This is a genomic window from Mycobacterium sp. MMS18-G62, from assembly GCF_053877835.1.
Window position 1 is genome coordinate 5078066 of the sequence record NZ_CM132662.1, and the last position, 16288, is coordinate 5094353.

The 16288-nt window shown below is 65.8% G+C and carries 15 protein-coding genes; 4 read left to right on the forward strand and 11 right to left on the reverse strand.

Annotated elements, in window-relative coordinates; translation table 11 throughout:
* Positions 1-86: 86 nt before the first annotated feature.
* Entirely contained in the window at positions 87-926 is an 840-nt protein-coding gene (locus ACWW36_RS25295) for a GNAT family N-acetyltransferase (protein WP_456138684.1), read from the reverse strand.
* A gap of 65 nt (positions 927-991) precedes the next feature.
* The gene (locus ACWW36_RS25300; protein ID WP_456138685.1) at positions 992-2629 is read right to left on the reverse strand and encodes an acetolactate synthase; all 1638 of its coding nucleotides are present in this window, start codon (positions 2627-2629) and stop codon (positions 992-994) included.
* Between the two features lie 20 nt (positions 2630-2649).
* Between ACWW36_RS25300 and ACWW36_RS25305 the strand changes: the two genes are divergently transcribed.
* Genes ACWW36_RS25305 through ACWW36_RS25315 form a run of 3 tightly spaced genes read left to right on the forward strand, consistent with a single transcriptional unit; the run spans position 2650 to position 8052 of the window.
* Entirely contained in the window at positions 2650-4212 is a 1563-nt protein-coding gene (locus ACWW36_RS25305) for an FAD-dependent monooxygenase (RefSeq protein ID WP_456138686.1), read from the forward strand.
* A complete protein-coding gene (locus ACWW36_RS25310; RefSeq protein WP_456138687.1) occupies positions 4209-6098 on the forward strand; it encodes an ABC transporter ATP-binding protein/permease in 1890 nt (629 codons plus the stop codon). Before ACWW36_RS25305 ends, ACWW36_RS25310 begins: the two co-directional genes overlap by 4 nt.
* 46 nt (positions 6099-6144) lie before the next feature.
* Positions 6145-8052 carry an ABC transporter ATP-binding protein/permease gene (locus ACWW36_RS25315; protein ID WP_456138688.1) on the forward strand — a complete coding sequence of 636 codons (1908 nt, stop codon included), beginning with the start codon at positions 6145-6147 and terminating at the stop codon, positions 8050-8052.
* Here ACWW36_RS25315 and ACWW36_RS25320 read toward each other — a convergent pair.
* From ACWW36_RS25320 to ACWW36_RS25340, 5 genes are read right to left on the reverse strand one after another with little or no spacing between them, the layout of a single operon-like run.
* A complete protein-coding gene (locus ACWW36_RS25320; RefSeq protein WP_456138689.1) occupies positions 8049-9500 on the reverse strand; it encodes an FAD-binding protein in 1452 nt (483 codons plus the stop codon). The genes ACWW36_RS25315 and ACWW36_RS25320 overlap by 4 nt on opposite strands.
* Before the next feature lie 31 nt (positions 9501-9531).
* Positions 9532-10008, reverse strand: coding sequence for a VOC family protein (locus ACWW36_RS25325; RefSeq protein WP_456138690.1), 477 nt, complete (start codon positions 10006-10008; stop codon positions 9532-9534).
* A gap of 45 nt (positions 10009-10053) precedes the next feature.
* Entirely contained in the window at positions 10054-10701 is a 648-nt protein-coding gene (locus ACWW36_RS25330; RefSeq protein ID WP_456138691.1) for an SRPBCC family protein, read from the reverse strand.
* A complete protein-coding gene (locus tag ACWW36_RS25335; protein WP_456138692.1) occupies positions 10694-11041 on the reverse strand; it encodes an ArsR/SmtB family transcription factor in 348 nt (115 codons plus the stop codon). The genes ACWW36_RS25330 and ACWW36_RS25335 overlap by 8 nt, the downstream gene beginning before the upstream one ends.
* A 38-nt stretch (positions 11042-11079) precedes the next feature.
* Complete coding sequence (locus tag ACWW36_RS25340; RefSeq protein WP_456138693.1) at positions 11080-11760, reverse strand: TetR/AcrR family transcriptional regulator; 681 nt, start codon at positions 11758-11760, stop codon at positions 11080-11082.
* 112 nt (positions 11761-11872) lie between these two features.
* Here ACWW36_RS25340 and ACWW36_RS25345 point away from each other — a divergent pair, with 112 nt between their 5' ends.
* A complete protein-coding gene (locus ACWW36_RS25345) occupies positions 11873-12313 on the forward strand; it encodes a nitroreductase/quinone reductase family protein (protein ID WP_456138694.1) in 441 nt (146 codons plus the stop codon).
* Here the strand turns inward: ACWW36_RS25345 and ACWW36_RS25350 are convergent.
* From ACWW36_RS25350 to ACWW36_RS25365, 4 genes are all read right to left on the reverse strand, one after another.
* Positions 12310-13008 carry an Rv1815 family serine proteinase gene (locus tag ACWW36_RS25350; protein WP_456138695.1) on the reverse strand — a complete coding sequence of 233 codons (699 nt, stop codon included), beginning with the start codon at positions 13006-13008 and terminating at the stop codon, positions 12310-12312. The genes ACWW36_RS25345 and ACWW36_RS25350 overlap by 4 nt on opposite strands.
* Positions 13009-13196: 188 nt before the next feature.
* On the reverse strand, positions 13197-14603 hold the full coding sequence (locus ACWW36_RS25355; protein WP_456138696.1) for an NAD(P)/FAD-dependent oxidoreductase: 1407 nt from the start codon (positions 14601-14603) through the stop codon (positions 13197-13199).
* A gap of 23 nt (positions 14604-14626) precedes the next feature.
* On the reverse strand, positions 14627-15772 hold the full coding sequence (locus tag ACWW36_RS25360; RefSeq protein WP_456138697.1) for a cation:proton antiporter: 1146 nt from the start codon (positions 15770-15772) through the stop codon (positions 14627-14629).
* A gap of 3 nt (positions 15773-15775) precedes the next feature.
* Positions 15776-16258: a cation:proton antiporter regulatory subunit gene (locus tag ACWW36_RS25365; RefSeq protein WP_456138698.1), complete on the reverse strand. Its 483-nt coding sequence runs from the start codon at positions 16256-16258 to the stop codon at positions 15776-15778.
* Positions 16259-16288: the final 30 nt, after the last annotated feature.

Sequence of the window (16288 nt, forward strand, 5' to 3'; positions counted from 1 at the left end):
TCACGGTACGCGGCCGCCAACAACGGCGACCGTGCGTGTCTGCGGACGACACGCCGACATCGGTCGCGAGTTCGCGCACGCTCAAGTCAGCCGAGCGTGACGAAGTCGATCCGAACTTGGTCGACGACAGGCTCAAAGCCGATGCGTTGATAAATGGCGTTCGACGTCGGGTTGGCCAGGTCGGCGAAGAGCACGACGTCTCGCGTGCCGCTTTGGCGCGCCAGCTCGCAGGCCGCCGCGGTGACAGCCGAGCCGTACCCGTGGGCCCTGCGGTCCTGCGGCGTGAAGACCGGGCCGATGCGGGAAACGCCCGCCGCCGGCGCACGCAGCATCGCCATGCTGACCTCGTCACCGTCGACGTCCCACAACACAAACCGGTCGCCGACTTGGTTCGCCTTGTCGATGAACCGCTCGCCCGCCGCCTCGTCGCGAATCTGGCTGAACGTCTCCTCGAAGAACAGTTCCACCCAATCCAACAATCGGGCCCGGTCATCACCGGTGGCGAGTCGCGCTGCGCCTGCCGCACCGTTCGGCTTGCGCAGAGTCCCCAACCGATAGAGCCGCTCTTCGGTGCTCATCGTGGCGGCCCGCCCCGTGACACCGCGCCACGAGTCGGCAAACGCGACGGCAGTGTTCCTGACACCGCGCACGCCGTCGAGATTCGGCAACAGCGCGGCCAGGTCCGTGACGACGGCACCCATCGCGGTGAGAGGGATTCCATTGCACGCCAACGGATATGGCGGTGTTTGCAGTGCGGCTCCGACGGCGGTGCCATCGTCCCACACCGTCATCAGAAACGAATCGTCGGGAAACTTGTTCGCGCCGAGCAGCGTCAACTCGACGGTGTGTGCGATCGGGTCACGTCGGTACACCGGCTCCGCGATTGCGCGGAACTCGTCTACCGACGCATGTCGTCGCACCTCCACCCCACCAGCATGGGCCCCAATGCCGAACGGGTCCAGCGAATTTCGCGGCGCGCGCGGGAAATGCGCTAGGCGAGGTTGGAGCGCCGAGGGTAGGCCACCGTCGGGTCGGTCAGCGCATTCACCACCGCGGGCAGGCCCGACGAAAAAGCACGCTCCAGCGCGGGACGCACCTCGGCAGGCGTCGACACCAGCTCGCCGTGCCCGCCGAGCGCGCTCACCACTCCGTCGTAGCGCGTCCCTGGCCGCAACTCGGCCACCACCGAATAGCCGTACAGCATCTCCATCGGATGCTTTTCCAACGCCCAGATTCCGTTGTTGCCGATCACCGACACGACCTGAACCCCGTGGCGCACCAGCGTGTCCCACTCCATCCCGGAGAACCCGAACGCGCCGTCGCCCTGCAACAGCACGACCTGGCGGTCCGGGCGGGCCAGCTTGGCGGCCAACGCATATCCCGGTCCGGATCCCAGGCAGCCGAACGGCCCGCTGTCCAGCCACGCCCCCGGCACGTAGCTGTCGATCACGCGCCCGGCATACGAGCCGAAGTCGCCCGCGTCGATGACGACGATGGCGTCGCGGTCAAGCAGCGGCGCCAGCTCGGCATAGAGCCGCATCGGATGCAGCGGCGTACGGTCGTCGGTCAGCTCCGCCTGTTCGGCCGCCCGCGCGGCACTTTCCACCGCCCGCAGTTCACCGATCCACGTCTCGTGGTCGGCGGACTTCGCGGCGGACAACGCCAACAGTATCGCCGTCAGGTCGCCATAGAGACCCGCGGCAACCTCACGGGGATGGGGCCTTTCGGGTGCGACGCGGTCGGCTGCGATCAGCGTGGTGTCCTTGCCGAACACGCCGCCGAAGCCGAGCCGGAAGTCCATCGGTACACCGATGACGAGCGCAACATCGGCCTCCCCCAGCGCTTTTGAACGCGCCCGCGAGAACGCGAGTTCGTGATCGGCCGGCACGGTTCCGCGCGCCATGCCATTCATCAGCACCGGGATACGCAGGGACTCAGCTAGATTCAGCAGTGCCTTCTCCCCGTGTCCCCACCACACGTTGGTGCCCGCCATGATCACGGGACGCTTCGCCTCGGCCAGCAGTCGGGCGGCCATATCCAGTTCGTTGCCATCGGCCGCGACGGGTTCGGGCATCTCAGAAAGTGCGCCGGGCCCTCCTGCGTCGTGTGCGTCGCCGAACACGTGGTCCATCGGGAAGTCGACGAAGGCCACCCCCGACGGCGCACCGACCGCAGCCTTCAGCGCCTCGTCGATCAGCGGACCGACCGCGTCGGCCGACTGCGCCGTCGCGGCGAACCGGGTCAGCGGCGCCACGAACGGCACATGGTCGATCTCCTGCAACGACCCCTGACCCCAGCGCAGCGCTGGCGCGCGCCCACCAAGCACGACCAGAGGAGACTGGTTCTGCTGGGCGGCCCCCATCGCACTCATGCCATTGGTCACCCCCGGTCCGGCGGTCAGTGCGGCGACCCCTGGCACACGAGTGACTTTCGACCAGCCTTCGGCGGCGAACGCGGCGGTCTGTTCGTGGCGGGTGTCGATCAGCCGGATGTTCTCCGCGCGACAGCCGTCGTAAATCGAGAACAGATGCCCACCGGAGAGGGTGAAGATCGTGTCGATGCCGCTGGCCTTGAGCCGGCGAGCGACCAAATGACCGGCGTTTACCGTAACCGGAGCGTCGATGCTCATGGCCGCAGCATAATCACGCGGTGTCCAACTCCGATGTCCTCATTGCCGGCGCGGGGCCAATCGGGCTGACCACAGCCATCGAACTCGCCCGCCGGGGCATCGGCTGCCGCATCGTCGACCCGCTGCTCGAACCGCGCCAATACGCGAAAGCCGTTGGTGTGCAACCTCGTACGCTGGAAGTGTTCGAAGGCATGGGCGTGCTGCGCCGCATCCTGGACGAGGCCGTCCAGATGCGCGGCCAGATCGTGTACGTCAACGGAGCCAAGGCCGCGCAACTCGACCTGACGTTGCCGGGCGATATTCCGTTCGGCTTCATCGCGATCCCGCAGTACGCCACCGAGCGGATCCTGCGCGACGAACTCGCCCTGCGCGGCGTGCACGTCGAGCGAGGACTTCGGCTGACCGGGTTCACCCAGGACGACGACGGCGTGACCGCCACACTGGACGGCGGCCAGCGCCCGCAGACGGTGCGAGCCGCGTACCTGGTCGGCGCCGACGGCGCACACAGCACCGTGCGCAAGACGCTCGGCCTGACGTTCGAGGGCGCCGCGTTCGAGGAGCAGTACATGCTCGGCGACGTCGAGGTGGACTGGTCCATGCCCGCGGGCTACGGCATCCGGGCGATGCATCAGACCGACGGCAAGACCGACGACCTGCTCGTCTGCATCCCGCTGCCGGGCCGCGGCCGCTATCGCATGTCGATGCTCGTCCCCGACGGGTTGAGCGAAGGCGACACTCCGCAGCTGCGCCACATCCAAGCCGTCCTCGACCGGCTGTCCCCCGAACCGACGACCGCGCGCAACATGCGGTGGTCGTCGGTGTTCCGGATCAGCCACCGCATCGTCGACTCTTACGGCCGCGGCCGGGTATTCGTCGCAGGCGACGCCGCGCATATCCACCCGCCGACCGGTGCGCAGGGCATGAACACCGGCATTCAGGACGCGCACAACCTCGCGTGGAAGTTGGCGCTCGCGGTGTCGCGACAGGCTGCTCCCGGACTGTTGGACAGCTATGACGCCGAACGCCGGCCTGTCGGCGAGGAGGTCGTCGGCCGCACGGTGCGCAGTGCTCGCGAGGGCATCGGCGCCGACTCGTCCGATCCCGGCTTCGTCATCCGCCGCGAAGGCCAATTGCTCATCGACTACGCGGGCAGCCCGATCGTCGCCAACGGCGCGGGTGGCAGGGCCCCGGATGCGACGGGCCTGACCCGCGACGCTGTCACCGGTCCGGTGCGGCTGTTCGATCTGCTGGGCCGCCGCGAGCACACGTTGTTGCTCTATGCGCCCGAGGGCGCCGTCGACGTCGAGCGGTTCGAGCGGGCCGCGGCCGCCGCAGTCGAGGCGAGCCACGGCCGGATGGACGTGTACCTGATCGCCGCACGGGATGCGCACGTCGCCGCCACCGAACTGCCGTTGATTCGCGATACCGCAGGCGAGTTCGCGAAGGCATACGAGGTTTGCGGCCCGTCGGCCTATGTCGTGCGCCCGGACGGCTATCTGGGTTTTGCCGGCGGAAACGTCGACCCAGCCGAGCTGGTGTCACACCTGGGCGCGACCTTCAGGCGGGGAGGTGTCGTCGGGTGACCACGTTCAGGCCGTCGATCGACTGGGGCAACGAATTCGCCAACTCGAGCGTGTGGGTGCTCGAGGTGTTCGCGCTCACCGCGGTGTGCCTGCTTGTGGTGCTCGTCATGATCGGACGGTTCACCGAATGGGGGCGCCAGTTCTGGCGCGTGAGCGGTGAGTACTTCAAGGGCACGCAGAGCTGGCCGGTATGGGCGCTGCTGGCTGTGCTGCTGGTGTCCTGCATCGTGTCCGTGCGCATCAGCGTGCTGCTCAGCTATCAGGTCAACGATCTGTTCACGGCGCTTCAGGTCGCGTTCCAAGGCGAGTCCTCGAGAATGACCGGCATACATGGGTTTTGGGTGACGATGGGGGTGTTCGCCATCCTGGCCACCTGCTATGTCGTGCGACTGCTGGCGGACCTGTATGTGACGCAGCGGTTCATCATGCGGTGGCGAATCTGGTTGAGCCGTCGCTTCATCGACGACTGGCTCGGCGATTTCGCGTACTTCCGCAGTCAGTTTTCGCGTCAGCCGATCGACAACCCCGACCAACGCATCCAGCAAGACATCGACATCTTCACCGCGAATGTGGGCGGCCAGCCCAACAACCCTGCGAACCACTCGGGTAATACGTTGCTGTTCGGCGCCGTCGAAGCTGTGCTGTCGGTGTTTTCATTCGGCGTGATCCTGTGGCGGCTCTCCGGCCCACTGACGTTCGCAGGCATCACGATCCCTAAGGCGCTGTTCTGGATCGTCATCGCGTACGTCGTCGTGGTCACCATCGTCGCGTTCGTCATCGGCCGACCGCTGATCCGGCTGAGCTTCTTGAACGAACTTCGCAACGCCACCTTCCGGTACGCCCTGGTGCGGGTCAGGGATGCGAGCGCTGCCATCGGCCTGTATCGGGGCGAGAACGTCGAACGCAGCCTTCTGACCGGACGGCTGTTGTCGGTGATGGACAACTACCGCCACTGGCTGAACCGCGTCGTGCTGTTCACGGGCTGGAACCTGTCGGTGGGTCAGGCGATCAATCCGCTGCCCTGGCTGGTTCAGGCGCAACGGCTTTTCGCCAACCAGATTTCGTTCGGTGACGTCTGGCAATCGTCCACCGCGTTCGGCTCGATCCACGATTCGCTGTCGTTCTTCCGCAATGCATACGACCAATTCGCGAGCTATCGCGCGGCGATCATCCGCCTGGACGGACTGGTCGACGAGAACTCGCGTGCCCGCGCGTTCACCGCCGTCACCACCGCCGTCTCCGAGGACGGCGGCCTCGAGGTCGACGGTGTCGAAGTCCGCACTCCCGACGGCGAGCCGCTTGTCCGGTCGCTCGATTTCTCCCTCGACGCCGGTGAGACGTTGTTGATCAGCGGTCCGTCGGGTGTCGGCAAGACAGTTCTGTTGCAGAGCCTCGCCGGACTGTGGCCGTTCGTGTCCGGCCGGGTACAGCTGCCGGCCCGCAGAGAGGACACGATGTTCGTCCCCCAGCTGCCCTACATCCCCCTTGGGGACCTGCGCGCCATCGTGTCGTATCCGCACACCGCGGGCGAGCTCGGCGATCGGCAGATCCAGCAGGCCATGGTGCAGGTCGCACTGTCACACCTCGTCATCCGTCTCAACGAAGCCCGGGACTGGGGCAAAGTGCTTTCCGTGGGCGAACAGCAGCGGATCGCGTTCGCGCGCATCCTGCTGAGCCGGCCGAGGGCGGTGTTCCTCGACGAATCGACCTCAGCGATGGACGAGGGCCTGGAGATGATGCTCTACGAACTGATCCGCGCCGAGCTGCCGGACACCATTCTGGTCAGCGTGAGTCACCGCTCCACCCTCGAGCGGTTCCACGGCCGTCATCTGGAGCTGGTCGGCGACGGAGACTGGCGGCTCGGCCGACTCACCACCGCTGGTTGACGCCTCCCAGCACGCTGGCTGCTGCGAGTAGAGGTACCTTGCCGGAATGGACATGTTCACCCCGACGCTGGACTGGGGCAACGAGCTGACTACATCGCTGTGGTGGATCGCCAAGGCGTGGGCCATCGCGGCGGTCGCGACCATGGTGATCCTGGTGCTTATCGCCCGGTTCGCCCCCTGGGGCAGGCAGTTCTGGCGCATCACCGGCGATTACTTCAAGGGCCCCGAGAGCATCAAGGTGTGGATCTGGCTCGCGGTTCTGCTGCTATCAGTGGTCGCAGGTGTCCGCTTGGACGTCCTCCTGAGCTATCAGGGCAACGACATGATGACCAGCTTCCAGGTGATCGCCACGGGTGTCGGGGACAGCAACGACGCGGTCAAGAACTCCGGTAGAGACGGCTTTTGGCTGTCGATCCTCGTCTTCTGCGTCCTTGTCACCTTCCACGTCGCGCGGGTCATGCTGGATCTGTTCCTGATGCAGCGGTTCATGCTGAGGTGGCGCGCCTGGCTGACCCACCGGCTCACCGACGACTGGCTCGACGGTAAGGCCTACTACCGCGCCCGCTTCATCGACGACACGATCGACAACCCCGACCAGCGCATCCAAACCGACATCGACATCTTCACCGCCGGTGTCGGGCCACTGCCCAACACCCCCAACAACACGTCTGCCGCCACGCTGCTTTTCGGCGCGATTTCCGCGGTTACCTCGATGATCTCCTTCACCGCGATCCTGTGGAATCTCTCGGGCACGTTGAACCTGTTCGGATTCAACATTCCCAGGGCGATGTTCTGGATGCTGCTGGCCTACGTGCTCTTTGCGTCCGTCATCGCGTTCTGGATCGGCAGGCCGATCATCTGGTTGTCGTTCAACAACGAGAAGTTCAACGCCGCGTTCCGGTACGCGCTGGTGCGGTTGCGCGACGCCTCGGAGGCGGTCGCGTTCTATCGCGGCGAGGCGGCAGAGCGCACGGGGCTGCGGCGGCTCTTCGCCCCCGTCGTCTCCAACTACAAGCGATACCTGAACCGGATGGTGGGCTTCTACGGCTGGAACCTGTCGATGAGCCAGATCATCGTGCTGCCGCCGTACCTGTTGCAGTTCGGGCGCTTCTTCAACGGGGAGATCACGCTGGGCGCGATGACCCAATCGGCTTCGGCGTTCGGCAGCATCCAGGAAGGGCTGTCGTTCTTCCGCAACGCCTACGACCAGTTCGCCGGGTACCGGGCGGCGATCATCCGTCTGCATGGCCTGGTGATCGCCAACGAGGAGGGCCGCGCGCTACCCGAGGTGACGACCAAGCCCTGTGTCGACGGCACGGTCCAGCTCGACGACATCGAGGTCCGCACACCCGACGGAAACCAGCTGATCAATCCGCTGGACATGCACCTGGAAGTCGGCGACGCGTTGGTGATCACCGGCCCGTCGGGCAGTGGGAAGACCACGTTGCTGCGAAGCCTCGCGGAGTTGTGGCCGTTCACATCCGGCACACTCACGCGGCCGTGTGGACCCAACGAAACGATGTTCCTGTCGCAGATGCCGTACGTGCCACTGGGCAACCTGCGGGCCGTCGTCTCCTACCCGAACGAGGCAGGGGAGATCGACGACAGCCTTCTGCGGGCAGTGCTCGTCAAAGTCGCGCTCCCACATCTGGGCAATCGCCTCGACGAGGTACAGGACTGGGCCAAGGTGCTCTCACCGGGTGAGCAGCAGCGCATCGCGTTCGCCCGGGTGCTGCTGACCAAACCCAAGGCCGTCTTCCTCGACGAGTCGACGTCGGCGTTGGACGAAGGCCTGGAATTGACGCTGTACCAGCTCGTCCGCAATGAACTTCCCGACACCATCCTTGTCAGCGTCAGCCACCGCAAATCCGTTGAGCAGCATCACAACAAGCAACTGCGTCTGCTCGGCGAGGGCGAGTGGCGGCTGGACCCTGTGGAGACCGTGCCGGTCTAGCGCAACGACGCCGCGTGTGTGCCGGCGCGGCGGCCGAAGAACGAGCCTTCGCCCAGCTGCGTTCCGCTGGCGTAGCCCTTGCCGTCTTGCGCGATGTTCGACGCGCACGCGCCGGCCGCATACAGGCCGGCAATGACGCTGCCGTCCTCGCGTAGCACCTGACCGTCGACGCTGGTGGCCAACCCGCCAACGGTGAACCCCGAGTACATCGCATGCCCCAGCGACAGATCGAATGCACCCCACGGTCCTTTGTCTTGCGGCGCAAGGAATTCGGGCTGCTTGTGAAAGTCCGGATCCTCACCACGAGCGGCATACTCGTTGTACCGGTTGAGGGTGGCCACCAGCTTTCCCTGCGGAATGCCAAGTGCCGCTTCCATTTCCGCCACCGTCTCCCAGCCGTCGATGAACGTGATCAGTGGTATCTCCGGACGCTGCATGTGCGCCTCGTCGACGATCAGATACGCCGCGCTGTCGGGCTGGTCCATCACGAAACCCGAAGTCCGCGAATGGTAGGAGTCTTCGGTGACGAACCGCTCGCCCAGCTTGTTGACGATGATCCCCGTCAGCAGGATCGACGGCGGGTAGACAGGAGCCGTAATGAACGCCTGGTCCATGTGTTTGGTCGCGCCGCCCGCGGCCACCCCGAGCCTGATGCCGAGACCGTCGTCGTACGTGTTGCCGAGCACGAACGGCTTCTCGGCCAGCTTCGGTGTGTATTCGGCCACCATCTCCGGATTCATCACAAAGCCGCCGGCGGCGATCACCACCGCCTTGGCCCGGATCGCTCCGGTCTCGTTGAAGTGTTTCCATGTCACGCCGGCGACGGCGCCATTCTCACTCTGGACGATGCTTGTCGCCCCCGTCTCATAGCGGATCTGCACACCGAGCTCATCGGCCCGTTTGAGCAACAGGTCGATCACCATGCTGGCGCCTCCCGTGTCGCCTGGCACCGGCACCTTGTGCCCGCGCGGCGCGGGAACGGCCTGATTCTTGAATGGCCAGACCTTCTCGTTGCCGGTGAACATCAGGCCTTCGGTGTTGGGCTGGATGACCGCCTTTTCGGGGTAATAGCTGCGCTCGAACTGAAAACCCAAGTCCTCCAACCAGTTGAAGTGCTCGACGCTGCCGTCGCAGTAGGCGCGAATCTTGTCGTGCTCGGGTTCGCGTGACACTGCAACGAGGTACTTGTACATCTCCTCGGCGCTGTCGGTGTGCCCGGTGGCCTGCTGCACCGCGGTTCCACCGCCGAGATAGAAGTGTCCGCCCGCCATGGCGGTCGTGCCGCCGGCTGCCGCCGCACGTTCCAGCACCAGCACCCGCGCCCCCGCCGCGGCGGCACTCACCGCGGCGCAGCCACCGCCGATACCAAACCCGATGACCACGACGTCGACATCGTCGGACCACGACGTCACGTCGGCGACACGGACGGTTTCGGGAATCTGCTTCATCTATGGCTCCTCACGCAAGCGTTCGTCGGTGTCACGCTTGCTCCTGTTTCACGTAGTCGAAGAACGCCCGGATCTCGGGCGAGATATGCGCGATTTCGATGTAGGGCACGCCGGCCGCTTCGGCCGACACGTAGGCGAACTCCATCCCACCTGGCATCACGCCGCGCTGCACCACCTCGGCGTTGCGCGCGTCGATCGCGGCTTGCACATCGTCGGCTTCGATGCAGATGTGGTGCAAGCCGGGTCCGCACCGGCCGAGGAACTCGGTGTAGATGCTCTCCCCGCTTACCGGCGCGATGAGTTCGAGTTGCGTGTCACCGGCGTAGCTCAATGAGATGTCTGCGACGAAGTCCGCGGGGTCGCCGCGGTATGTGCACGACTCCGGGCCGAAGTGCACGCCGGCCATCCTGACCCACTTCTTGGCGCCCAACAATGCGGTCAGCGTCGTTTCGGTGGCATCGAGGTCCTGCGTCACCCAGGCAATCTGGACAGGTGTCTGGTCGGGCATCGCCTCGAGAATATCCCCGGCGTGCCGTCAAAGCTAGAACGTGTTCTAGTTCAGCTCTTGGCCCAGGTATGCCTTGAGGCATCGATCGGCCATCGCCCGCGCGGTCGCGGGGTCGACACCGAAGCCGACGTTCGCGGAGTACCACTCTTCGCCCGACAAAGTCAGGAAGCGGCGACCCTCATCCGTGCCCGTCCACTGCTGTCCAAACGACGGGTCGATGGATTCGCCGGTGCTCAGATGAAGGGCCAGCCCGAGCACCATCGAATCCCAGCCGATACCCACGGCGCCGGGACCGAACTCACGCCAGATCTGGTCGTCGCCAACGGGGATGATGTGCTCGAGCAGCAATCGCGCCCGGTCTGCGCCGTCGCCCGTGATGCTGACGTCGATCCAGCTGACATTGCCGCTGTACTCCCAGGTGGCGGTGAAGTTCTTCGGCGGATCGCACGTCAGGACGGTTCCACCTGCTTGGCCCTCCAACTGGTAGGAGCCACCGACCGTCAGGTCGCCGGATATGGGCAGGAACCACCTTGGAATGCGGTCGATATTGGTGACCGCGTCCCAGAGGTCTGCCGGGTCGGTGTCGTAGGACTGGCTGACCGTGATGACGTGCGCCTCCCCCGCGTCGATTGTGCGCTTCCCGAGGTTGCGCGCAACCCCCTTGATCTGGTGGTCGACGTCGATCTCAACCATGTTGCCTCCCTTGATTTCTACGCTGCCGTTTGCCGCGCGCGACCTCGGTGGCCAACGCGTCCAGACGCGGAGTCCAGAACCGGCGAAATGCGCTAAGCCATTCGTCGACGTCACGCAGCGCGCTGCCGTTGACCGCATACAGCCGCCGCTGCCCATCTGGTCGAACCGAAGTAAACCCGTTGTCTCGCAACACTTTCAAATGTTGCGAGACGGCGGGCTGGCTGATGGTGAACTCGCCCTGGACGATGGCGCCGATGGCGCCCGCCGTCATCTCGCCGTCGGCGAGCAGTTCGAGGATCCGGCGCCGCACCGGATCGCCGAGGACGTCGAACGCGTGCACTATTCGAAGCTAAAGTACTGACTTATATAAGTCAATCCTTAACCAGTCAGCAGTCCGACGAGCAGCCGCACGTGGGTGTCGAATATGGCCGCGGGTTCGGTGAGCGTGTCGGTGCCGTACTGGCCGAATACCTCCAGGCTGATCGCTCCGACCAAAGCGGCCCACAGCACAAAACACTTCGCGACCGCCGAGTCGTCGCCGGCGAAGTCGAACTCGGCGCGCAACTTATCGAAATCCGACGACAGAGATTGTGGCACAGCGATTTTCGTCGTCGCTATGTCACCGCAGGCGATGCCGGCCGCGATCGCATCGAACAGCGCACCCACCACCCGCGTGCCGGGGCCTACCGTGCGCTCCCTCGGAGCGTGATACCCGGGCACCGGGCTGCCATAGAGCAGCGCCCAGCTGGCGGGCTGCTCGTTGGCCCAATGGCGCGCCGCGTGCGCGATGGCCATCACGTCGTCACGCCACGACCCGTCGGCCGCACCACGTGCACGGTCGACCGCGTCAGCCAATTCTGAATAGGCGTCCACCAGAAGCAGCGTCAGCAGGTCGTCGCGGTTGGCGACGTAGCGGTACACCGCGGAGGACACCATGCCGAGATCGCGCGCGATCGCCCGCAAGGAGAGCCCGGCGGCGCCGTCGGTGACCAGGTGGCGTCGGCCCAGCTCGATGATCTGCTTTTCAGTGCGCTCGCGGGTCTCCTGCCGTTTACCCATGGGCTCAGTGTGACACAAAACGAGATCACTGCTCTTGAATTTTCATGTGCGGCGTGCCACTCTCGACAGAGAGCACCGCTCTCGTTTGGTACATCGACTGAAAGGACCCCTGATGACCACGCGCTACGACGCACCGAACCTCGCCGCCCGCGTCGGCAACCAGCTGATCCGCCTGCTCGCCGAGGCCGGCATCAGCCTTGCCGGCACCCGGGCACTGCGGGTCCGCGGACGCAAGACCGGCAAGCGCCGCGGTGTGGTGATCAACCTGTTGACCGTCGACGGCCGCGATTACGTCGTATCGCCGAGGGGCAACACCCAGTGGGCACGCAACGCGCGCGCGGCGGGGGTTGTCGAGATCGGGCCGCGCTGGCGCAGCCGCGACATCCGCATTGCCGAGGTCCCCGACGGCGCGAAGCCGCAACTGCTCAGGCGCTATCTCGATCGCTGGTACTGGGAGGTCAAGGGCCACGTAGGCGGACTCACACCGGAGTCGACCGACGGGGAATTGCGTGCCACCGCCCCGTCGATCCCTGTGTTCGAGCTACTCCGTTAACGCAAAGGCGGTGGGGCGTCCAAGGTTCCGGACGCGGCGGTGATGACGTCTTCGTGGGCCTGCTGAGTAGCGGCCTGCCACGAGACGGCCGCCGGGTACTGGCCCCAGGTGCTGTTGAACATTCCGATGATCGCGGCACGGCCGTCCGGCAGGACGGTATAGACCGGCCCGCCCGAATCGCCCTTCTGGCTCACCACGCCGTTGGCCATCGTGAACCAGCCGTTGTAGACCGCCTGAACCGTGCCGCAGCTCTCCGCCGTGATCACACCGAAGTGGCACACCGACATTCCGGCCGTCGGCACGACGCCCGGGTCGGCAATCAACACGTGTCCGCTCGGCAGGACGTTGTTGATTTGGACGTCGGGGGCCAGCGTGATGGCTTCCCAATCGGCGATCTGGTGATTGGTGTCGATGGTGGCGCCGTCAGGAGTGTTGTCGCGGAACAACCCTTGCGTGCCGACGAAGTTGCCGTCCCTGTCGCCGACCTGACCGCCGCCCCGGCAATGCCCTGCCGTGAACGCGACCCGCGCCTGTGGATCGACGTAACCGAGTGTGCACACGTTGGTGCCCTGGCGAATTTCCATGCCCGGGAAGACGACGGTTCCAGGATTGGCTTGCGAGGCCCCCGACGGAAGCAGCAGCGCGACGATCGGGGCAACCGTTGCCGCTAGTAGGCGCAACCACCCTCGGCGCATGTCGCCCCCGATCTTCAAGTGAAAGTGTCAAGCGTACCGGTGCATTGCGGACCGCTATACCCAAGCGACCGAATCCACAATCACGCTCGGCCCCCCGGAAAACCGGTTCACATGATTGCTCATCGTGGCCGCCGGCGAGGGTGTTACAGCACCGCCGCATTGCTACCGACGACGCATCGAACACCCGGTCAGGAATCGAAGCCCAGTCCGAGAGCGTCGAGTGTGCGAAGCAGAACGTTTCGGCGTCCCGCCGCATGGTCGGCACGATTCAGCGACCACCGCGTCGCCCCAATTCCGATGCTGGCCAGCGGTTCGGGCGGGAACGGCGGCGGTCGTTTGCAGACCATCTCCAATTCAGTGCGTGACGTTGGCTCGCCGTCGAGCAGATCCAGGCAGACGTCCGCGGCGAACCTGGCGGCGGCCACGCCGAGCCCGGTGAACCCGTTGACGTAGGCGACCCGCCCGTCGCGGGCGAGCCCCCAGTGCGCACAGAAGCGTGTGTTCGTGTCGATCGCACCTGCCCAGCGGTGACTGAACGAAATGTCGTCCAGCGCAGGGAAGGTGATGAAGAAGTGTGCCGCCAGCCGCCGATAGGTGGCGGCCCTGTCCTCGTAACCGGTGTCGACCTTGCGGCCGAAATGGTAGACCGCGTCGTAGCCGCCCCATACGATCCGGTTGTCCACGGTCAGCCGGTAGTAGTGAAACTGATTGGCGCAGTCGCCGATTCCCTGTCTGCCGCGCCAGCCGATGCGGTCCAGCTGCGCGTCGGTGAGGGGCTCAGTGGCCAGCACGTAGTCGTACACCGGCACGGTGTAGAGCCGGTTGCGGCGCAACAGACTGCGGAAGACGTTCGTCGCGAGCACGATCTGCCGGCAGGTGATGGGCCCATCGGCGGTCTGCACCCGCAGGGCGGCCACGCCGGAGTCCAGCCGCGTAGCGTTGGTGTGCTCGTAGATGTGCACGCCGGCATCGGCGGCGGCGCGTGCGAGTTCCAACGCCAGCTTGGCGGGGTGGACGATGGCACACGTATCCGGGCTGTACAGGCCGGCGAGGTACGTCGGCGAATGCACTTCGTCGCGGACTTGCCGGGTGTCGAGCAGCCGGCCCTCCCCCTGCGCCGCCGCATCGGACAGCCAGTCGACCTGATACGGCTCGGTGGCCACCGAGAGCATGCCGGTGCGTTGCCATTCCACGTCGAGGCCGAGTCGTTCGATCTCCTCCTGCATGCCGTCGAGGTTTTGCAGCCCCATCGCTTCGAGTTTGTCGATTTCGTTGGGCCAGCGAGCTTTTCCGTTGTGGTAGCCGTGGGTCAGGCTGGCGTCGACGAATCCGCCGTTGCGGCCGGACGCAGCCCATCCGATGCGGTCGGCCTCGATCAAAACGATTCGCCGATCCGGATTGCGCTGTGCGGCATGCAATGCAGTCCACAGCCCGGTGTAGCCGCCGCCGACGATCAACAGGTCACAGCTGATGGGCCCCGTCAGCGTCGGGTATTGCGGACGCGGCATGTCGAGCCACATCGAGCCGAAGGTGCTTGCTGCAAGCGAGCGTTCGACGATGCCGGGATCGACGTCGGCATCGAAGACCGTTTCCACACCGCGGACACTACGCGATGCGATCAGCGGGCGACCGCCGGTCTTCCGCCGGTGAACCGGGCCAGCACCGGCCCGACCATGGCGAGGATGAACACGTAGGGTGTGGCCACTGCTTCGACGGCTTCGATCGACGTGCCGACCAGCCCGATGATCACCAACGAGAACTCTCCGCGGGCGATCAGCGCCGTGCCCGCGCGCAGCTGACCGGGGCGGCCCACTCCCTCACGGCGAGCGGCGAATTGACCGGTCAGCACCTTCGTTACGGCCGTCACGACGGCCAGTGCGACGGCCGCCGGCAGCATCGGCACCAGATCCATCGGATCGACCGACAGCCCGATCGCGAGGAAGAAGATCGCGGCGAACAGGTCCCGCAACGGGCTGAGCACCGTCCGGGCCCGGTCCGCGGACTCACCGGTCAGCGTCAGGCCGACGAGGAATGCGCCGACTGCCGCGGACGCGTGCACGAATTCGGCCAGCGCGGCCACGATCAATGTAAGCCCAAGGATGCGCAGCAATAGCTGCTCGTTATCCGGGTGCGCCACCAGCCGGCCGACGTGATGACCCCAGCGATAAGAGGCGACAAAGGCGACCATCAGCGCACAGATGGCGATCGCCATCCCGAACAGCGCCTGCAGCCAGGTGCCGCCGGCGGCCAGCACCGCCAGCAGCGGTAGATAGGCCGCCATCGCGAAGTCCTCGAGCACCAAGATCGACAGCACTGCCGGCGTCTCGCGGTTACCGAGCCGGCGCAGGTCGCTCAGCAGCCGCGAGATCACGCCGGACGAAGAGATGTAGGTGACGCCGGCCAGCGCGATGATGCCGAGTGCGCTCAGGCCGAGAAGCCAACCGGCAATGGCGCCTGGCAGTGCGTTGAGGACGAGGTCGACCCATGCCGAGGGCAGGTGGCGGCGCAGGCTGCTGGCGAACTCGGCGATGGAGAATTCCAGTCCGAGCGTGAGCAACAACAACACCACGCCGATGGAAGCCCCGGTGCGGACGAATTCCCCGGCGGCGGGGATCGGAGCGATGCCGCCTTCGCCGAGGGCCAGACCGGCGATCAGGTAGAGCGGGATCGGCGACAGCGCGTATCGGCGCGCGACGGTGCCCAGCACGGTGAGCACCGCGAGGATGACGCCGAGCTCGAGCAGCAGCGTCGCCGATACCTGCATCGGTCAGCCTTGGCTAACAATGTTTTCGACGCCGCCGATGCCTTCCTCGGTGCCGATGACGACCAGCACGTCGCCGGCCCGCAGCATTTCGCCGGGACCTGGTGAGGCAAGGACTTCTTCGTCGCGCACGATCGCAACGATGGATGCCCCTGTACGGGTCCGGGCGCGGGTATCGCCGAGCGGACGGTCCACGAACGGTCCGCCGGGCCGGATCGACACCTGCCCGGCGCGCAGTCCCGGTACTTCGCGGGTCAGATCGGCGAAGCGCTCGGCGATGCGCGGGGCACCCAGAATCTGGGCCAGCGCCTCGGCCTCCTCGTCGGTCAGCCGGAACACCTGCTGGGCCTGGTCGGGATCGTCTTTGGGGTACACGACGACCTCGAAGTCACCGGTGCGTCTGGCCACAACGCCGATGCGGTCGCCGTCGCGGTTCTCGAACTCGAAACGCAGACCCACACCGGGCAGCAGGACCTCTTTGACATCCATGAGTCCAATACTGCTGTGTCGAGCGTCGGC

Coding starts and splice junctions, on each gene's coding strand:
- ACWW36_RS25300 (WP_456138685.1), bottom strand. CDS start 2,629: ATGAGCATCGACGCTCCGGTTACGGTAAACGCCGGTCATTTGGTCGCT.
- ACWW36_RS25315 (WP_456138688.1), top strand. CDS start 6,145: ATGGACATGTTCACCCCGACGCTGGACTGGGGCAACGAGCTGACTACA.
- ACWW36_RS25320 (WP_456138689.1), bottom strand. CDS start 9,500: ATGAAGCAGATTCCCGAAACCGTCCGTGTCGCCGACGTGACGTCGTGG.
- ACWW36_RS25325 (WP_456138690.1), bottom strand. CDS start 10,008: ATGCCCGACCAGACACCTGTCCAGATTGCCTGGGTGACGCAGGACCTC.
- ACWW36_RS25330 (WP_456138691.1), bottom strand. CDS start 10,701: ATGGTTGAGATCGACGTCGACCACCAGATCAAGGGGGTTGCGCGCAAC.
- ACWW36_RS25340 (WP_456138693.1), bottom strand. CDS start 11,760: ATGGGTAAACGGCAGGAGACCCGCGAGCGCACTGAAAAGCAGATCATC.
- ACWW36_RS25345 (WP_456138694.1), top strand. CDS start 11,873: ATGACCACGCGCTACGACGCACCGAACCTCGCCGCCCGCGTCGGCAAC.
- ACWW36_RS25350 (WP_456138695.1), bottom strand. CDS start 13,008: ATGCGCCGAGGGTGGTTGCGCCTACTAGCGGCAACGGTTGCCCCGATC.
- ACWW36_RS25360 (WP_456138697.1), bottom strand. CDS start 15,772: ATGCAGGTATCGGCGACGCTGCTGCTCGAGCTCGGCGTCATCCTCGCG.
- ACWW36_RS25365 (WP_456138698.1), bottom strand. CDS start 16,258: ATGGATGTCAAAGAGGTCCTGCTGCCCGGTGTGGGTCTGCGTTTCGAG.